The organism is Cognatiyoonia sp. IB215182 (assembly GCF_033963905.1).
In the GTDB taxonomy this organism is placed as follows: domain Bacteria; phylum Pseudomonadota; class Alphaproteobacteria; order Rhodobacterales; family Rhodobacteraceae; genus Yoonia.
Map to the genome: position 1 here is coordinate 451,127 of NZ_JAXBMB010000003.1, position 16,935 is coordinate 468,061.

General features: G+C 58.7%; 20 protein-coding genes. 9 read left to right on the forward strand and 11 right to left on the reverse strand.

The genetic code is table 11. The annotated features are described in order from the left end of the window. Nucleotides 1–9: 9 nt before the first annotated feature. From SLH47_RS08540 to SLH47_RS08555, 4 genes are read right to left on the reverse strand one after another with little or no spacing between them, the layout of a single operon-like run. Nucleotides 10–195 (reverse strand): twin-arginine translocation signal domain-containing protein, encoded by a 186-nt coding sequence (locus tag SLH47_RS08540; RefSeq protein WP_320239049.1) that lies wholly within the window; start codon nt 193–195, stop codon nt 10–12. Between the two features lie 51 nt (nt 196–246). After that, nucleotides 247–858, reverse strand: a complete 612-nt coding sequence (locus SLH47_RS08545; RefSeq protein ID WP_320239050.1) for a molecular chaperone TorD family protein — start codon at nt 856–858, stop codon at nt 247–249. Further along, entirely contained in the window at nt 855–1,412 is a 558-nt protein-coding gene (locus SLH47_RS08550) for a DUF3306 domain-containing protein (RefSeq protein ID WP_320239051.1), read from the reverse strand. Before SLH47_RS08550 ends, SLH47_RS08545 begins: the two co-directional genes overlap by 4 nt. Next, a complete protein-coding gene (locus SLH47_RS08555; protein ID WP_320239052.1) occupies nt 1,409–1,972 on the reverse strand; it encodes a DUF3305 domain-containing protein in 564 nt (187 codons plus the stop codon). Before SLH47_RS08555 ends, SLH47_RS08550 begins: the two co-directional genes overlap by 4 nt. A gap of 190 nt (nt 1,973–2,162) precedes the next feature. Here SLH47_RS08555 and SLH47_RS08560 point away from each other — a divergent pair, with 190 nt between their 5' ends. The 5 genes from SLH47_RS08560 to SLH47_RS08580 are packed head-to-tail and all read left to right on the forward strand — an operon-like array spanning nt 2,163 to nt 6,545. Further along, a complete protein-coding gene (locus SLH47_RS08560; RefSeq protein ID WP_320239053.1) occupies nt 2,163–4,130 on the forward strand; it encodes a 4Fe-4S binding protein in 1,968 nt (655 codons plus the stop codon). A gap of 1 nt (nt 4,131) precedes the next feature. Next, nucleotides 4,132–4,326, forward strand: a complete 195-nt coding sequence (locus SLH47_RS08565) for a DUF6494 family protein (protein WP_320239054.1) — start codon at nt 4,132–4,134, stop codon at nt 4,324–4,326. A gap of 1 nt (nt 4,327) precedes the next feature. Next, a complete protein-coding gene (locus SLH47_RS08570) occupies nt 4,328–5,395 on the forward strand; it encodes an Mrp/NBP35 family ATP-binding protein (protein ID WP_320239055.1) in 1,068 nt (355 codons plus the stop codon). Beyond that, nucleotides 5,392–6,060, forward strand: a complete 669-nt coding sequence (locus tag SLH47_RS08575; protein ID WP_320239056.1) for a biotin/lipoate--protein ligase family protein — start codon at nt 5,392–5,394, stop codon at nt 6,058–6,060. The genes SLH47_RS08570 and SLH47_RS08575 overlap by 4 nt, the downstream gene beginning before the upstream one ends. After that, nucleotides 6,057–6,545: a DUF6505 family protein gene (locus SLH47_RS08580; RefSeq protein WP_320239057.1), complete on the forward strand. Its 489-nt coding sequence runs from the start codon at nt 6,057–6,059 to the stop codon at nt 6,543–6,545. The genes SLH47_RS08575 and SLH47_RS08580 overlap by 4 nt, the downstream gene beginning before the upstream one ends. A 201-nt stretch (nt 6,546–6,746) precedes the next feature. Here SLH47_RS08580 and SLH47_RS08585 read toward each other — a convergent pair whose 3' ends face one another. From SLH47_RS08585 to SLH47_RS08615, 7 genes are read right to left on the reverse strand one after another with little or no spacing between them, the layout of a single operon-like run. Next, nucleotides 6,747–7,544: a substrate-binding domain-containing protein gene (locus SLH47_RS08585; RefSeq protein ID WP_320239058.1), complete on the reverse strand. Its 798-nt coding sequence runs from the start codon at nt 7,542–7,544 to the stop codon at nt 6,747–6,749. Continuing rightward, nucleotides 7,541–8,257, reverse strand: coding sequence for an ATP-binding cassette domain-containing protein (locus SLH47_RS08590; RefSeq protein ID WP_320239059.1), 717 nt, complete (start codon nt 8,255–8,257; stop codon nt 7,541–7,543). The genes SLH47_RS08585 and SLH47_RS08590 overlap by 4 nt, the downstream gene beginning before the upstream one ends. Next, the gene (locus SLH47_RS08595; RefSeq protein WP_320239060.1) at nt 8,251–8,955 is read right to left on the reverse strand and encodes an ABC transporter permease; all 705 of its coding nucleotides are present in this window, start codon (nt 8,953–8,955) and stop codon (nt 8,251–8,253) included. Before SLH47_RS08595 ends, SLH47_RS08590 begins: the two co-directional genes overlap by 7 nt. Nucleotides 8,956–9,010: 55 nt before the next feature. Further along, on the reverse strand, nt 9,011–9,853 hold the full coding sequence (locus SLH47_RS08600; protein WP_320239061.1) for a metal ABC transporter permease: 843 nt from the start codon (nt 9,851–9,853) through the stop codon (nt 9,011–9,013). Beyond that, a complete protein-coding gene (locus tag SLH47_RS08605; RefSeq protein ID WP_320239062.1) occupies nt 9,853–10,707 on the reverse strand; it encodes a metal ABC transporter permease in 855 nt (284 codons plus the stop codon). Before SLH47_RS08605 ends, SLH47_RS08600 begins: the two co-directional genes overlap by 1 nt. Beyond that, nucleotides 10,704–11,555 (reverse strand): manganese/iron ABC transporter ATP-binding protein, encoded by an 852-nt coding sequence (locus tag SLH47_RS08610; RefSeq protein WP_320239063.1) that lies wholly within the window; start codon nt 11,553–11,555, stop codon nt 10,704–10,706. The genes SLH47_RS08605 and SLH47_RS08610 overlap by 4 nt, the downstream gene beginning before the upstream one ends. Beyond that, a complete protein-coding gene (locus SLH47_RS08615; protein WP_413785631.1) occupies nt 11,552–12,442 on the reverse strand; it encodes a metal ABC transporter substrate-binding protein in 891 nt (296 codons plus the stop codon). Before SLH47_RS08615 ends, SLH47_RS08610 begins: the two co-directional genes overlap by 4 nt. A gap of 235 nt (nt 12,443–12,677) precedes the next feature. On the opposite strand from SLH47_RS08615, the gene SLH47_RS08620 reads away from it, so the two are divergent. From SLH47_RS08620 to SLH47_RS08635, 4 genes are all read left to right on the forward strand, one after another. Beyond that, nucleotides 12,678–13,778 (forward strand): ABC transporter ATP-binding protein, encoded by a 1,101-nt coding sequence (locus SLH47_RS08620; RefSeq protein WP_320239064.1) that lies wholly within the window; start codon nt 12,678–12,680, stop codon nt 13,776–13,778. An 81-nt stretch (nt 13,779–13,859) separates the two neighbouring features. Beyond that, nucleotides 13,860–14,972, forward strand: coding sequence for an extracellular solute-binding protein (locus SLH47_RS08625; protein WP_320239065.1), 1,113 nt, complete (start codon nt 13,860–13,862; stop codon nt 14,970–14,972). Between the two features lie 58 nt (nt 14,973–15,030). Next, entirely contained in the window at nt 15,031–15,318 is a 288-nt protein-coding gene (locus SLH47_RS08630; protein ID WP_320239066.1) for a DUF1330 domain-containing protein, read from the forward strand. Nucleotides 15,319–15,333: 15 nt separating this feature from the next. After that, nucleotides 15,334–16,935, forward strand: coding sequence for an ABC transporter permease (locus SLH47_RS08635; protein WP_320239095.1), 1,602 nt, complete (start codon nt 15,334–15,336; stop codon nt 16,933–16,935).

Sequence of the window (16,935 nt, forward strand, 5' to 3'; positions counted from 1 at the left end):
TGCGTCGCGTCAGAAACGGGCGCTGGCCAGATAGGCGCGGGTATGCGCGGTATCCTGCATCTTGTCAGATTGCAGATCGACTGGCTGGGCCGATGCTGCAGTGCCAGATGCTGCGACAGCTGCCGCGGCCGGGGCGGCAACCCCTAATTTGAGAAAATCACGGCGATTGGTGCCGTCATCCTTGCCTTTTTCCATGGGACGTCTCCCCTTTCGTTTTGGCGGACGCGACCGCCTGTGTTGTGCGGATCACTCCGCAATCATCCGAAACGCTTCGCGCTCGATTTCCATAAACTCGCGGCCCACAGCGCCGACAGAGGCGTACAGAACCGAGTTCTTGGCTGCCTCCAGATCGCTGAAGAAATGCCCGGCCCAAGGGCCGATATGCTTGTTAAAGAAGGCTTTTTGCGTGGCGAGGTCCGCAGGCCCGCCCGCAAACCGCCCGACGATCAGCCCGCCCATCATCTCCATCAATGAGGCGATGTTGTCTTCCGGCTCATAGACATTCGCGGCACGGGCGATGCCGTTGGCGGCCATGTCACCACGCAGAACCGCCAAAGGCTTTTCGTTGAGGAACCCGGTCAGATAGTAGCTGGCGAAGGGCAATAGCTCTCCGCGACCCAACCCGATAAACAGCGCATTGAACTCACGTGTCACCGTCTTTGGCTGGCTAACCTGGGCCACATTAGCGAGTTGGGTGATGGCCTGACCTAGCTTTGTGTCATCCCCGCTGAGACCGGCGGTTTGCGACAGAACCAACTCATCTGGCGGCCCGGACAGCAGAAGCCCCAAAAAGTTGTAAAGATCGGCGCGCAGCCGATCTTCTTGCGCGATGGTGTTCATGTCTTCGGCAACACTCATGCTGGCATCGTCTCGCTTCCATAGCTGAACCGCATCCGACGGCGCGGTTCTGGCTGGGCCTCTTCCTCAATTTCAACCGGTTCCTCGGCAGCGGCAACTACGACCTTTGTCGTATCCTCAACCTCTGGCGCGTCCTCTTCCTCGTCGGTGAGCTCTTCGGCCAAAGCCTCTGCCTGGCGCGCCATTTCCTGCACATGTGCAAACATACCCTTGCCGACCTGATAGGCGGTTTGCATGCCTTCGATCACCGTCGCACTGTCGGTGAAATCCTCGCCGTAATCCACAAGCCCGTCCACGTTGGCGAGAGTTGGATTCAGGCGCCAAAGCCGCCGCAATGCTTTTCGGCGCAGATGATCCGGCACAGCCTTGGCCATAAAACCCTTGATGTCATCACCAAGCTCAAGAGTGTCAGGATCAGGCAGATCAAGCGCGGCCAGCACCTCTTCATCGCTTAGCTCAGCAGTTGGTTCTGCCGGTTGCTCTGCCTCGGCAAGAGCCTCTTCGGCAACTTTCGCCTTACGGCGCGACCAGAAATCCAGCCCCGTCTCCGTCACGCGGCAGGCTCCTTGCGTCTGGGCGCGCGGTACACATCGCTGATCTGGGATATACGGGCGTCGCCAATGCCATCTTCAACTATATCGACACGTTTCTTGTCGCGACGCCGTTTGACGAAGGTCTCTTCCTCGTAAAACCGCTCGGTGAAGTCATTTACCCAGGCAATCAGCCCGGCAGGCATCGGCACCTTCTCAACCACATCCTCGCCATTGTCGGCGTAATCCTGCCCCTCGTAGGGGGATGCGGTCGCCAGCAACACATCAAAGGGGTGTTCAGCATCATCGTTTTTACGCAAAACGACGTATATGGACGGCACAGCATCTGCCAAACCGGTGCGATAGGCCTCACATTCCGCGCCGTGCATTTCCAAGGGTACCGTGGCCACTTGGTAATCCCGGACATCACCAGCTTCGCGGATCGTTTTCCAAGAAGCCGGGGCTGCACCAGGCAAAACATCCGCCACGCGCCAAGACCATTTAGCCCATGCCGTCACACCCGGTGACCGACGCAGAACAATTCCCAGCGGCATCGATTGGTATTGGTGCGGATTGCGGACCACCACCCCTCCCTAGTGTGATGTATACGGCTGTCGACATGCTGGACCAAAAAAGTGATCAAAAAAAGCACTTTTTTAGAACGTTCTTTTCTGCAACGCAGCACGCGGGTCACCCGTTTTCCCGTTTGCCCACACTTTGATCTATGGATAGTCTGACCGCGTTGCGGCAACGCAAAACCGGGGAGGACAATCAATGACAGGCCAGCGCAACGCAGGCAAACGTTTGATTTTATGTGATTGTTCCGGAACGCTATCCATTGACGCTGCAACAATCGAAGCCACAACCGGATTGGAATGCAGTGCGGTGCATACCGCATTGTGCACACGCGAAATCGACAAGGCAGAGGCGTATCTTCGCGGGGGCGACGTTGTCATCGCATGCCAGCAGCAACGGCACATCTTTGAGGAACTTGCGCAAGAAATCCAATTAGATATGCCTGCTTTTGTTGATTTGCGAGACAGGGCCGGCTGGTCAGATGACACTGCGTCAAAAAGCCCCAAGATGGCTGCACTTGCAGCAGAAGCGCTTTTGCCCACGCCAGCGCCCAAGGTCCGCGACGTAATATCGCACGGAACATGCCTGATTTTTGGGCAAGACGATGTGTGCTTGGCGGCCGCTGCCCAACTCTCTGAAGTGTTAAGCGTCACGGTGCTCATCACCGGCGAAACGCCAACCGAGCCACCACAGAATTTCGACATTATCAAAGGAGATCTAAGGGGCGCCAAGGGCAGCCTGGGTCAATTCGACCTACGCTTTGACGCTTTGCAAGAGATCGTCCCAGGTGGACGGGGGCAAGTGCAGTTCACGCAACCAAAGGATGGCGCGCGATCAACTTGCGATATCCTGCTTGATCTCTCCGGAAAGCCACCTTTGTTCCCCGCCCCGGAAAAGCGGGACGGGTATCTGCGCGCTGATCCAAAGCATGCACCCTCTGTTGCACGCGCTGTTTTTGACGCGGCCCAAATGATCGGAACCTTTGAAAAGCCGCTTTACGTGCGGATGGAACCGGCTTTGTGCGCACATTCCCGCGCCGGAAAGCCTGCCTGTTCGAATTGTCTGGACGCCTGCCCCACCGGCGCCATCACGTCTGCTGGCGACTACGTCAGCGTTGATCCGATGATCTGCGCGGGGTGCGGGGCCTGCGCATCACTCTGCCCGTCCGGTGCGATCAGCTATGACGCGCCGCCGACAGACGATGTGTTCCGCCGCCTGCAAACACTTGCCAGCACCTATCGCAAGGCAGGCGGGCAAAATCCAAGGCTGCTGGTCCATGAAGCAAGCCACGGGGCCGAGATGATCCGCCTCGCCGCGCGTTACGGGCGTGGCCTGCCTGCCGATGTTATTCCGCTATCGGTGGAGGCGCTCGCCAGCTTCGGCCATGCCGAGATGCTGGCCGCATTCGGGGCCGGTTTCGGTGCAGTCAGTCTGATCCTCGCGCCGACCTCTGGTCGCGATACGCTGACGCGCGAGGCGGAACTGGCCAGCGTAATTGCCGGGCGTGACGTGGCATTTCTCGACCCAGCCGACCCTGACACGCTGACCGAAACGCTCTATGACGCGTCGGAAGCCCCCGATATCGCGACGCCCATTCTGCCGATTGGAACACGGCGACAAGTGGCGCGTACAGCAGCCAAAACCTTGCGATCAGACGATCTGATCCCGTTGCCCGAAACGGCACCTTATGGAGCGGTCCTTGTGGATACGGAAGCCTGCACATTGTGCCTGGCCTGTGTGTCACTTTGCCCGTCAGGCGCGCTGGCGGATAATGAGGACCTGCCACAGCTGCGCTTTCAGGAAGATGCATGCCTGCAATGCGGGCTGTGCAGCAATGTCTGCCCGGAAAACGCGATCACGTTAGAGCCGCGGCTGAACCTGACGGATGCCGCACTGACACAAATTGTCCTCAACGAGGAAGAGCCCTTCGCCTGCGTCGAATGCGGTGCCCTTTTCGGCGTCAAATCGACCATCGAAAAGATCAGCGAAAAGCTGGCCGGAAGCCACGCGATGTTCGCCAACCCAGAGGCCGCGCGCATGATCCAGATGTGCGACAATTGCCGCATTCAGGCGCAGTATCATTCCGAGAACAACCCCTTTGCGGGCGGTGAGCGGCCCCGCGTGCGCACGACTGACGACTACTTTTCCGACAGAAAGGACCACTAGGATGAGCGATGATTTCAACATGTCCATGCGCAAGTTCCTCAAGCAGGTTGGCGTGACCTCGCAACAGGCGATCGAAGAGGTGATGCGCGCAAAAGGACAAGCGGGGAAATCGTTTGAAGCCAAGGTGGTGCTGAGCATTCCTGATCTTGAACTGGAACATGTCGTCACCGGCACAATCACCGGGCAGGACAGCTGAATTGACCATCACCCGTGACGCGGTCATCGCGACCCTGAAGACGATCAAAGACCCTGCATCAGGTGACGATATCATGGCCGCCGGGTTGGTTCGGGCGCTGTCGGTCGAAGACAGCAATGTGCGCTTTGTCTTCGAAGTCGCCCCATCGGTCGCAAATCAGATGGAGCCTGTGCGGGCTGCAGCTGAAACCGCATTGAAGGCCATGCCCGGTATGGGCAGCGTCTCTGCCGTGATGACAGCGCATAGCACGCCAGCGGCACCACCCGATCTCAAACCACAACGCGCCGCAGAGCCCAAGGGCCCGCAAAAGGTCCCCGGCGTGGACAGGATCGTCGCCATTGCCTCTGGCAAGGGCGGCGTGGGCAAGTCCACGGTCTCGGCCAACCTCGCCTGCGCCTTGGCGGCAGAGGGGCGGCGTGTGGGGTTACTGGATGCCGACGTCTACGGCCCGTCGCAGCCGCGCATGCTGGGCGTCTCTGGCCGCCCCGCCTCCCCCGATGGCAAGACGATCTTGCCGATGCGCAATCATGGCGTCACAATGATGTCCATCGGCCTGATGCAGAACGATGATCAGGCCGTCGTCTGGCGTGGGCCGATGCTGATGGGCGCGCTGCAGCAGATGATGAACCAGGTGCAATGGGGTGCACTGGACGTGTTGCTCGTCGACCTGCCCCCCGGCACCGGTGATGTGCAGATGACGCTGACCCAGAAATTCACGGTCGACGGCGCCATCGTCGTTTCCACGCCGCAGGACGTGGCCCTGATTGATGCACGCAAGGGCATCGACATGTTCAATCAGTTGGGAACGCCGATCATCGGTTTGATCGAAAACATGAGCACGCATATCTGCTCAAACTGTGGGCATGAGGAGCACACGTTCGGCCATGGTGGCGTTGCGGCAGAGGCTGAGAAAATGGGCGTGCCACTCTTGGCAGAACTGCCGTTACATCTGGATATTCGTCTGGCCGCTGATGGCGGCGCGCCTGTTGTGGTGTCCAAGCCGGAAAGCCCCCAGGCAGAAAGCTTTCGCACGGTCGCCCGCCAATTGATTGTTGACGGGAACGCATGACCGCACCCAGTTTTCCGCCTTTGATGACCGGTCAGGCGACGGTGGATGACCCGATGGATGTTGCGGCGCAAATGGCCGCCGTGGGCTGTGATGCGGGCACCATCGTCTATAATCTTGGTACGGATGACCTTCGCGCAGCGATGATCTTTGCCCCAGATGTTCCGCTTGCCGACGCGATGATCATGCTGCCGATTTGCGGGATTGGGTTTCAGAATGCTCTGGGTGCCGTCGCGCCGCCTGAAATCGCCGTGCTTCTGGAATGGAACGGGAAGATCCGCGTGAATGATGCGGTTTGTGGCGCGCTCAGTGTGAAAGCCTCCTCACCGCAGAAGGACAACGTCCCCGACTGGCTGATCGTCGGCTTGCAGGTGTCGATCCGCAACAGCGTGCAGAACCCTGGCGACACGCCGGATGTCACAACGCTTTATGAGGAAGGCTGCGGCGATCTGGGCGCCGCGCAGTTGCTGGAAGGCTGGGCGCGACACACGCTGGTCTGGATCAACCGTTGGACGGATGACGGCCCCCGCCCCGTACATGCCGAGTATGAAGGGCTGCTCCATCGCGCTGCTGATGAGATCGGCATTGATGAGCGTTTCGGCCTGTTGCGCAAATCGGGTGAGACCACCACACTGACCTCGTTGACCGCCCTGTTGGAGCAAGCATGACCGACCGCTACCTCGCCCGTGCGATCCATTTCGACGAAAGCGACATGAATATCTTTCACACGCCCGCCCGCACAGGCGAGTGGTGCATCTCGGGCGGGTTCGAGTTTTCGAACTGGTCTGAGGGCGATCTGACCGGCAAGGCCAAACAGGCCTTCACCAATGGCTGGCTGGGGCTTGAGACATTCGGGCGGGTCTCTGTTGCCGCCATCACAAAAATCGAAGACCATGAGGTTGAGGCGCTGACCGCCGCGCTGGCGGCGCATTTTGTCAGCCATTATGGCGCGCCGGACATCGCGGCGGCCAGCGGTGTCGCCGCCGATGAAATCGCCCAGATGTCGGAGCTTTGCGCGGGTCAGGACCCCAACACATTGCTGATGGTCACCCGCGCCCTTACGGATGCGGGCGTCAAGGAAAGCTACCGGATCATCGAGCCACAATCAGCCGGGCTTGACCAGTTCGCGATCCATGGATCGCTGGATGAGTAAGCGGCGGTAGCCTGTCTGATCGCCGGACCGAGGGGTTGGCGATCAGACGAGCAAGCTAAAGCGCTTTATGGCAGCAATGTACATCTTCCTGACGAACTGCGGACAAAAGTGGCAAAATCGCCGACCCGTCGGGTCGGTTCGGCGATCAGACCGGCGGCTTCGCCTTGATTCCGGTCTGAGCTGCATGTCCAGACCTATGGTTTAAGATGGGTTCACCGCGTTGAACGTAAACAGCGTCTGACCATTGATCGTGTAGCCATCGATCAACTCCCTCGCGCGGTCAGATGTCAGCCAGTCTTCCAAAGCGATGGCAAAATCAGCTTTGACATGGGCATGCCGCTCCGGGTTCACGGGGATATAGGCGTATTGGTTGAAAAGCGCCGGATCGCCAGCGAACAAGAGATCAAGCCCCGCCTTGTTGCCGAAATTCAGCCAGCTTGCCCGGTCTGCCAGGATGTAAGCATCCATACCGGCAGCGGTATTGAGCGACGCGCCCATGCCCGCACCAACGGGGCGATACCAGTCACCGCCACGCGACGCGCCCGATGCCTCCCACAGTGACAGCTCCTTCTTGTGGGTGCCGCTGTCATCGCCACGACTGACGAAGACCACCTGCGCCTCGGCAATGCGGGTCAGCGCATCTGCCGCATTCGGCGCCTCGGCAATGCCCGCCGGATCATCCGCAGGGCCGATAAAGACGAAGTCATTGTACATGATCTCACGCCGATGCGTGCCGTAGCCTGCCGCAACAAAGGCATCCTCAGCGGCGCGCGAGTGAACAAGGATTGCGTCCACATCCCCCGCTTCACCAAGTCGCAGGGCCTGCCCGGTGCCGACCACGAGCAATTGCACCTCAACATCAATGTCTTCCTTGATCGCGGGCAGCAGGATGTCCGAAAGGCCCGAATTATGAAACGAGGTTGTGACGGCAAGCTTCAGGTTCTCGGCCCAAGCACCCGATCCCAAAAACATGAAAACAAACGCAAAAATCCGTATCATTCTACGATATCTCCCTGTAGCAGCGCCGTGGCTTGCGGCGTTGAGGGGCCTGAAAAGAACTGGTCTGCTGGCCCCTCTTCGATGATACGGCCATGCATCAGAAAGACAACATCGTCTGCCAGGCGCTTGGCCTGTCCGACATCATGAGTGGACATGACGATGCGCGTGCCACCCTCTTGCGCCTCTTTCAGGATCGCCTCAATTTCGCGGATCGCGCGGCCGTCCAGATTGGCGCAGGGCTCATCCAGAAACACGATCTCGGGCGCGCGGATCAAGGCGCGGGCGAGTGCCAGTTTCTGCCGCTCCCCGCCAGACAGTTGAGGTGCTGGCCTGTCGAGCGCGTCAGCAAGCCCGACCCTTTCCGCCCAGTTTTGCGCGGTCTGATACGCCCCTGCCTTCCCCATCCCATGCACCATCAGCGGATAGGCGAGGTTCTCGCGCACCGAACGGCGCATGATGATGGGCGTCTGAAACACAAAGGCCTGGCGCGTCCGTGCATCCGTCACGGGAACCTGCCAGCTTGTTATACCGGACGACAACCTCTCCAACCCATGGAGCACACGCAAGAGCGTCGTCTTGCCCGACCCATTAGGGCCCATGACAATGGTGCAGCCGGTCGCCGAAATCTCCAGATCCACTGGACCAAGCAGTGTTTTGCCCTTCCGGCGCACTAGCGCTTGCGAGACGGTCAGGGGCAGAATGGAGCTTACCATTTCCCCTCGCTCTCTGTTTTGCCGATTGTGTGAATGGTAAGGTTCACCGCAATGGCCAGGCCAATCAGGACAAAGCCAAGACCCAAAGCAAGGGCGAAGTCTCCTTTGCCGGTTTCCAGGGCGATCGCGGTTGTCAACACACGGGTGGCATTGTCGATATTGCCGCCCACGATCATGATCGCTCCCACCTCGCCAATCCCGCGCCCAAACCCGGCAAGTGATGCGGTGATCAAAGCGCGTCTGCCGTCCCATAGAAGGGTCTTGATCCGCTGGCGTTTGGTCGTGGAGAGCGAGATCAGCAGGTCATGATACTCCGCCCACAAATCGCGGATCGCCTGATGGGCGATGGAGGCGATCAGAGGCGTGATGATGATAACCTGCGCGATAATCATCGCAGTAGGTGTGAAAAGGAGGCCAAGCACGCCAAACGGCCCCGACCGTGATAGCAGAAGATAGACAATCAGGCCCACAACAACGGGGGGCAGCCCCATCAGCGCATTCAGCACCGCAATCGTTGCGCGCCTGTGCCGAAACCGCCGGATCGCCAGAAATGCGCCAAACGGCAAACCGATGGCCGAGCCAATCACGACAGCCGTCAGCGTCACGTAAAGCGACCGCAACGTGATCTCGACCAGATCCGCGTCCAGCGTGATCACCAGCCAAAACCCGGCTGTCAGCCCTTCCCAGATTTCACCCATTCAGCGCGCCTGCCCTGTTCTTGTCGGCGCAGGGTTTCACGGCCTGCATTGCTCTTCAATGGTAATCTGACGCGAATTCTTTTGTGCTGCGCGTGCGCAAATTGGCACGCACAAATGCCGCAATGAACAGAAGGGTCATCACGAGTATGATTGTCGGTGCCGGTGCGCTGTCGAGAAAAAAGCTCAGATACACCCCAGCAATGCCTGACAAGAGTGTGATGAACACCGAGAGGGGCAACATGACCTCAAACCGTTTTGTCAGCAGAAAGGCAATCGCGCCCGGTGCAATCAAAAGCCCGATGGACAGAATGATGCCAACCGCCGACAGAGTGGCAACAATCGTCAATGAAATCATTGCCAGCAGCCCGTAATGCAGCCAGCCGACACGGAGTCCGACCGCGCGCGCCTGCACCGGATCAAAAGCGTGCAGCGTGAACTCACGACGTTTGGCAATAATTATTGCAGCGACAAGTGCGGCGATCCCACCAGCGGTCCACAGATCCGCCCCATCCACGCCCAGCATGTTGCCAAACAGGATGTGGTCAAGATGCACATCCGTGGTGATCTTTGTGTAAAGGATCAGGCCCAGACCAAACATGCCTGAAAACACCACACCCATCACCGTGTCCTGTTTCACGCGGCTGTTCTCCGCCAGAAAACCGGTGGCGAGTGCGCAGCACATCCCTGCGCAAAAGGCCCCGATAAGCAGCGGAATGTTCAGGATGTAGGCCAGAACAATGCCCGGTAGCACGGCGTGGCTGATGGCATCACCCATCAGCGACCAGCCTTTCAACACCAGATAGCAGGATAGGAGACTAGTTGGCACGGCAATGATGGCCATGATCAGAAATGCGTTGTTCATGAACGCGAACTGGAACGGGAAGAGCAGCGTTTCCATCACACGGCTCTCCCCGCAGCCGAGGACCTTCGGCGCGCCGCAAGATATCCGTGTTTGGGCGCGAAGAAGAACGCCGCCAGAAACAGCAGGGTCTGCAGGGTCACGATGATCCCCCCTGTCGCACCGTCGAGAAAATAGCTCAGATAAGCGCCCACAAAGCTGGTTCCCGTCCCCAATGCCACGCTCAGTACTAGAAGCCGAGGGAAGCGGTCGGTCAGCAGATAGGCGGTGGCGCCTGGTGTGACCACCATGGCGATGACCAAAAACGCGCCCACGGTTTGCAGCGCTGCCACGCAGGAGGCCGCCAGCAACGTAAAGAACACCGCGCGCAGCAAGTCGGGGCGCAGGCCAATTGAGCGCGCATGGTTTTCGTCAAAAAAGGTGACCATGAAGTCCTTCCACTTTGCTGTAAGGATTGCCAAAGTGACAAAACCGATGATCGCCAATTGCAGCGTATCCGACGGTGTGATGGCTAGGATATTGCCAAGCATGATGGTCTGCACACTGACCGACGTTGGCGACAGCGACACCATGAAAAGGCCCAGCCCGAAAAAGGAGGTGAAGATCAATCCAATGATCGTATCCTCCTTCAACCCCGTGCGCTGGTTGAGAAACAGCATCGCCCCTGCCGCAAGCCCGCCTGCTGCAAAGGCGCCGAGCGCAAAGGGCAGACCCAGCATATAGGCGCCAGCCACGCCCGGCACGATCGAGTGGCTGAGCGCGTCACCAATCAGCGACCAGCCCTTGAGCATCAGATAGGACGATAGAAACCCGCAAATCGCACCCACCAGCGCGCTGACCCACATCGCGTTGAACATGTAGGCATAGCTAAAGGGCTCCAGCAGCGTGTTCATTCGCCGCGCGCCCCCTGCTCTTCGCCATAGACCACAAAGGGACGTTCGTCATCGGTGATCACCCGGATCTCGCGGCTGTCATCGTCATCATGCAGATCGGACCCGCCCAGCACGAAATGGCGCAGCACTCCGCCAAAGGCCAGTTCGAGGTTTTCGCGGGTGAAGGTCGCGGCAGTCTCACCAAAGGCGAGCACGGTCTGTTTGACCAGGATCGTCCTGTCACAAAACTCCGGCACCGAGCCAAGGTTATGGGTTGAGACGAGCATCACGCGCCCCTCTTCCCGCATCTCACGCAGCAAGGCGATGATCGCTTCTTCGGTCTTTACATCGACGCCGGTAAAGGGCTCATCCAGCAGGATCACCTGCCCCTCTTGCGCCAGCGCGCGGGCGAGGAAGACGCGCTTGCGCTGCCCGCCGGACAGTTCGCCAATTTGGCGATGGCGGTAATCCAGCATGTTCACGCGGTCCAAAGCATCTGTCACAGCCTTGTGGTCCGCCGATTTTGGCCGCCGGAAAAAGCCCATATGCCCGTAGCGCCCCATCATCACCACGTCTTCGACCAGTACGGGAAAGCTCCAATCCACCTCTTCGGATTGCGGCACGTAGGCGACGATGTTGCGTCGCAACGCCTCTGCCACCGGCAAACCCAGGACCGAGATCTGGCCCTTGGCAGCAGGCACAAACCCCATGATCGCCTTGAAGAGGGTCGATTTGCCTGCGCCATTGACCCCCACAAGTGCGGTGATCGTCCCGGTCGGGATATCAAAAGTCGCATCGTGCAAAGCAGTGTGACCGTTACGGTAAGTAACGGTCACATCCTGCGCAGCAATGCCGGGGCTTTGGTTCATTCGGTGAGACCTGCCGCAATCGTTTCCGTCGTGACGCGTAAGAGGTCCAGATAGGTCGGCACCGGCCCATCCGCCTCTGTCAAACTGTCCACATAAAGGACACCGGCGTAACTTGCATCCGTTTCCCGCGCGATCTGTTCGGCGGGCGCTTGTGAGACGGTGCTTTCGCAAAACACCGCCGAGATGTCATTGTCGCGCACCCTATCGATCACGCGGCGCACTTGCTGCGGTGTGCCCTGCTGGTCGGCGTTCATGGGCCAGATATAGAGTTCCTGCATCTCAAAGTCGCGGATCAGATAGCTGAACGCCCCCTCGCATGTGACAAGCCAGCGCTGGTCGGCAGGAACCGCGAGGATCGTTTCGCGCAATGGACCGATCGCATCAGTGATCTCCTGCTTATAGGCTTCCGCATTGGCGGTGTAGATATCTGCATTATCCGGGTCATGCACGATAAACGCATCGCGGATGTTGTCGATATAGACCAGGGCATTGTTCAGACCCATCCATGCATGTGGATTGGGTTTGCCGGTATAGTCGCCAGAAGCAATGCTGATCGGGTCAATACCATCTGTCAGGATTGCGCTTGGCACATCCGACAGGTTGGCAAAGAACTGTTCGAACCACAATTCCAGGTTCAGACCGTTCCAGAGGATCAGGTCCGCGTCCTGCGCGCGGATCAGATCGCGCGGCGTTGGCTGATAGCCGTGTATCTCGGCACCGGGCCGCGTGATGCTTTCAACGATTGCCGCATCGCCAGCCACGCTCTGCGCCATATCCGCAATCACCGTAAACGTTGTCACCGCCTTGAAACGATCATCCTGCGCCCAGGCGGTTGTCGCAAACACAATACTCATCACTGCCGCAAACACGAGTCTGAAGGTCGCCATCAAAATATCCCCTTGTTGAGCGCTGCAGCTTCTGGAGATGCGTTTATGAGAATCGTTCGCAACTGTAAATAGGAATGATAACCATTCGCAAAAACGTCATATTGGCGCAGCTAGACCTGCCCGCAATTTGGGCAAGATATTAGAAGTGCGGCAGAAAGACCGGCGTTTGCGATTGCAAATTTGGCGAGCGCCCGTTTTAGTGCCACCGACGGGACGCGCTCTTGGGGAGATCGGTTTGCTGCAGACAGCCAATGATGCTGCATTTGTTGAGTTTGAACGCGTTCAGAAGAGCTATGACGGCGAAAGTCTGGTCGTCAAAGACCTCAACCTTTCCATGCCCAAGGGTGAGTTTCTGACGATGCTTGGGCCCTCCGGGTCGGGCAAAACCACCTGCCTGATGATGCTTGCAGGGTTTGAGACCGCGACCCATGGGGAAATCCGGCTGGATGGCGTCTCTATCAACAATATCCCGCCGCACAAACGCGGGATCGGGATGGTGTTTCAGAACTACGCCCTCTTCCCGCATATGAGCGTGGCCGAGAACCTCTCATTCCCGCTCGAAGTCCGCAAAATGGACAAAGCCCTGCGCGAAGAGAAGATCATGCGCGCGCTGGGTATGGTGCAGATGCAGGATTTCGCGGGCCGCCGCCCGGCCCAGCTTTCGGGTGGTCAGCAACAACGCATCGCGCTGGCCCGCGCGCTGGTTTTTGAGCCGGAATTGGTGCTGATGGACGAGCCGCTCGGCGCGCTTGACAAGCAGCTGCGCGAAAGCCTGCAGTTTGAGATCACGAACCTTGCGCATGAATTAGGGATCACCGTGGTCTATGTCACCCATGACCAGACCGAGGCGCTGACGATGTCAGACCGCGTGGCGGTTTTTGACGACGGACGCATCCAACAACTTGCCCCACCGGATGCACTCTACGAAACGCCCCAGAACAGCTTCGTCGCGCAATTTATCGGTGAAAACAACACGCTCGAAGGCGTTGTGGAAGAGATTTCTGAGGAGAACTGCACCGTGAAGCTCGATAGTGGCGACATTATCGACGCGGTGCCGGTTAATGTGTCTCAAGCCGGGGAGCGGACGCGGGTCTCGATCCGGCCAGAGCGTGTGGAGTTCAACAAGTCCCGCCTCAAGCCTGGCGCGCATACGTTGCAGGCAGAAGTGCTGGAATTCATCTATATGGGGGACATTTTCCGCACGCGTCTGCGGGTGGCGGGGAATGATGACTTTGTGATCAAGACACGGAACGCACCTGATCAGGTGCGTCTGGAACCGGGCAGTCAGATCGAAATCGGCTGGCTGGCATCCGATTGCCGCGCGCTGGATGCGTAGCGGCTGAACCAAAGGGGCCACCATCGCCCGAAAGGTGGCCTCCACCAAAACCAACCGGGCATATGACAACGGGAGAATGTGATGAAAATGATCAAAACACTTCAGGCAACAACGGCGCTAACGGTGATCGCCAGTGGCGCGATCGCCGATGGCCATATGGCCGATGAGATGACAATCGTCAGCTGGGGCGGCGCCTATAGCGCCTCACAGCAGGCCGCTTACCACGACCCCTACATGGAGATGACAGGCGTCACGATCATCAATGACGAAAGCTCGTCAGAGGCTGTCGCCAAACTGCGCGCGATGAACGAGGCGGGCAACATCACCTGGGACCTCGTTGATGTCGAAGCCGCCGACGCGATCCGGCTCTGCGATGAGGGGCTCGCGATGGAGATCGACCCCGACGAAATCCTTGCCCCCGGCGATGATGGCTCATCCGCGTCGGACGATTTCGGTGACATGCTGGTGTCGGACTGCTTCATCCCGCAGATCGTCTTTTCGACCACATTCGGCTACCGCACTGACATGGTGCCTGCCGGGGTTGAACCACCCACAGGCGCCTGTGACGTCTTCGATCTGGAGACCTATCCCGGCAAACGCGCGCTGAACCGCAACCCGATTGCGAATATGGAATGGGCGCTCTTGTGTGATGGTGTCGCTTATGAAGACGTTTATGACGTGCTGGAAACGGACGAAGGACAGGCACAGGCATTCGCCAAGCTCGACACCATCAAGAGCGAGACAATCTGGTGGACCGCAGGCGCGGAAACACCACAGCTTCTCGCTGATGGTGAGATCTTTATGGGCTCCACCTATAACGGTCGCCTGTTCAGCCTGATTGCCGAGCAGGGCCAACCGGTCGAGATGGCCTGGAACTGGCAGATGTTCGACCTTGATGGCTGGGTCATCCCCACGGGCCTGTCAGAGGATCGTCTGGCGCGCGTGCTGGATTACGTGCGTTTTGCGACCGATACGCAGCGCCTCGCCGATCAAGCCAAGTATATCTCCTACGGACCCGCGCGGGCATCCTCCGCACCTTTGGTCAGCACCCATGCGACATTGGGGATCGACATGGCGCCACATATGCCAACTAACCCGAACAATGCCGAGAACACATTCGTCAACAACTACGAATGGTGGGCGGATTACCGGGACGATCTGGACGCCAAGTTCCAAAGCTGGCTCGCACAGTAAGTGAAAAAGGCGCAAGGCAGGTATCGCCTTGCGCCATCCGACGACAGGAAACATCACTATGCCAAAGGGCTATATCATCGGGCACATCACCGTGAACGACCCCGAAGCCTATCAGGAATACATCGTCCGCGACACACCCCTGATCGAAGCCGCAGGTGGCAAACCATTGGTGCGTGGTGGTGAGGCTGAGAATGCGGAAGGTCCGGAATTCGCGCGGCATGTGATCTTTGAATTCCCCGATTTTGAAAGCGCCAAAGCGCTCTATTACTCAGAAGAATATCAAGACGTTGCACGGATCAGGCGCGAGAATGCGACCAGCATGATCGTCCTCGTCGAGGGGGTGTAGGCGGTGGCCGAACAGATGCTCGCCGCCGATGGCCGCCCGCTCAAGGCCAGCCTGAACCGCGCTTTGCGGCGACAAAAGCTGCGCGCGCTGATGCTGATCGCGCCGCTTCTTATCTTCATCCTGATCACCTTCATCATTCCCATCGGGCAGATGCTGTTTCGCTCCGTCGAGAACCAGATTGTGGGCGATACCATCCCCCGCACGGTTGATGCCGTCGCTGACTGGGACGCGGATACCGGAAACGCGCCAGACAAGACGGTGTTCAGGGCGCTCGCTATGGATCTGATGATCGCCGTTGAGGAAAAGAAGCATACCCGCCTCGGCAGCCGCCTGAACTACGAAACCTCTGGCATCTCATCGCTTTTCCGCAAATCCGGGCGGCGCGTGGATGACATTGGAGAGGTCTATGCCGATCAATTCATCGCACTGGATGAGGCATGGGAAGAACCTGCAACCTGGGTCACACTCATGGCCGATCCTGATTGGATCGCCGAGCAGGCCGCATGGGATGGCGAGGGTATTGAACCTGCTTTTGTCGTGGGCGAGCAGGCGCGTGACGCGCTGCCACAGACCGCTGCGATCTATGCAGATTTCGCCGCAACCATTCGCGATGTTGATGGCGACAGCCCGTCCGAGGAAGAGCCGTGGAACATCGTTTATCTTGCTCTGCATGAAGATCTGACTGCAAATCCGCAGGTTGAGATTGACGGCCCTCTTGTTGGTCTGGTGTCCAACGCCGCACGCGAGGCGCAGAGTTTCGAACGCGAAGATGTGCGTGCTGCGTTCGAAGATATCGACGATGATTGGCTGGATGTGGAGGTCTGGCAGACGATCCAGACCTACAGCCCGGCTTTCACATCGGGCTATTTCCTGAACGCCGTCGATCTGCAGAAATCCCCTGACGGCCCGGTCTGGCAGCCCGAGAATGAGCGGATCTACCTTACCCTCTTCTGGCGCACATTGGTCATGTCGCTGACGATCACTTTGGCCTGTGTGCTGCTTGGTTATCCGGTGGCCTGGATGCTGGCCAATCTGCCGGCACGTAAGGCGAACCTCCTGATGATCCTGGTCTTGCTGCCGTTCTGGACCTCGCTTCTGGTACGCACCTCCGCCTGGAAAGTGCTGTTGCAACAGCAAGGCGTGATCAATGACACGCTGGTCTGGATCGGGCTGGTGGCTGACGATAACCGGCTGGCCCTGATCAATAACGCGACCGGGACGATCATCGCGATGACCCATATCCTGCTGCCCTTCATGATCCTGCCGCTCTATTCGGTGATGAAAACGATCCCGCCCAGCTACCTGCGCGCGGCCAAGTCGCTCGGAGCCACGAACTGGACCGCCTTCTGGCGGGTCTATTTCCCCCAATCTGTTCCCGGGATCGGGGCGGGCTGCATCCTCGTCTTCATCCTTGCCATCGGGTATTACATTACGCCTGAGATCGTGGGCGGGACACGCGGTGTCTTTATCTCGAACCGGATCGCCTATCACATCTCGACATCGCTCAACTGGGGGCTTGCGGCGGCGCTTGGCGCGATCCTGCTGGCGGTTGTGCTGATCCTCTATTGGGCCTATGACCGGATCGTCGGCATCGACAATGTGAAACTGGGGGGCTGA

Coding starts and splice junctions, on each gene's coding strand:
- SLH47_RS08590 (WP_320239059.1), bottom strand. CDS start 8,257: ATGGTAAGCTCCATTCTGCCCCTGACCGTCTCGCAAGCGCTAGTGCGC.
- SLH47_RS08545 (WP_320239050.1), bottom strand. CDS start 858: ATGAGTGTTGCCGAAGACATGAACACCATCGCGCAAGAAGATCGGCTG.
- SLH47_RS08540 (WP_320239049.1), bottom strand. CDS start 195: ATGGAAAAAGGCAAGGATGACGGCACCAATCGCCGTGATTTTCTCAAA.
- SLH47_RS08560 (WP_320239053.1), top strand. CDS start 2,163: ATGACAGGCCAGCGCAACGCAGGCAAACGTTTGATTTTATGTGATTGT.
- SLH47_RS08615 (WP_413785631.1), bottom strand. CDS start 12,442: ATGGCGACCTTCAGACTCGTGTTTGCGGCAGTGATGAGTATTGTGTTT.
- SLH47_RS08625 (WP_320239065.1), top strand. CDS start 13,860: ATGAAAATGATCAAAACACTTCAGGCAACAACGGCGCTAACGGTGATC.
- SLH47_RS08585 (WP_320239058.1), bottom strand. CDS start 7,544: ATGATACGGATTTTTGCGTTTGTTTTCATGTTTTTGGGATCGGGTGCT.
- SLH47_RS08600 (WP_320239061.1), bottom strand. CDS start 9,853: ATGGAAACGCTGCTCTTCCCGTTCCAGTTCGCGTTCATGAACAACGCA.
- SLH47_RS08575 (WP_320239056.1), top strand. CDS start 5,392: ATGACCGCACCCAGTTTTCCGCCTTTGATGACCGGTCAGGCGACGGTG.
- SLH47_RS08610 (WP_320239063.1), bottom strand. CDS start 11,555: ATGAACCAAAGCCCCGGCATTGCTGCGCAGGATGTGACCGTTACTTAC.
- SLH47_RS08605 (WP_320239062.1), bottom strand. CDS start 10,707: ATGAACACGCTGCTGGAGCCCTTTAGCTATGCCTACATGTTCAACGCG.
- SLH47_RS08565 (WP_320239054.1), top strand. CDS start 4,132: ATGAGCGATGATTTCAACATGTCCATGCGCAAGTTCCTCAAGCAGGTT.
- SLH47_RS08630 (WP_320239066.1), top strand. CDS start 15,031: ATGCCAAAGGGCTATATCATCGGGCACATCACCGTGAACGACCCCGAA.
- SLH47_RS08635 (WP_320239095.1), top strand. CDS start 15,334: ATGCTCGCCGCCGATGGCCGCCCGCTCAAGGCCAGCCTGAACCGCGCT.
- SLH47_RS08580 (WP_320239057.1), top strand. CDS start 6,057: ATGACCGACCGCTACCTCGCCCGTGCGATCCATTTCGACGAAAGCGAC.
- SLH47_RS08595 (WP_320239060.1), bottom strand. CDS start 8,955: ATGGGTGAAATCTGGGAAGGGCTGACAGCCGGGTTTTGGCTGGTGATC.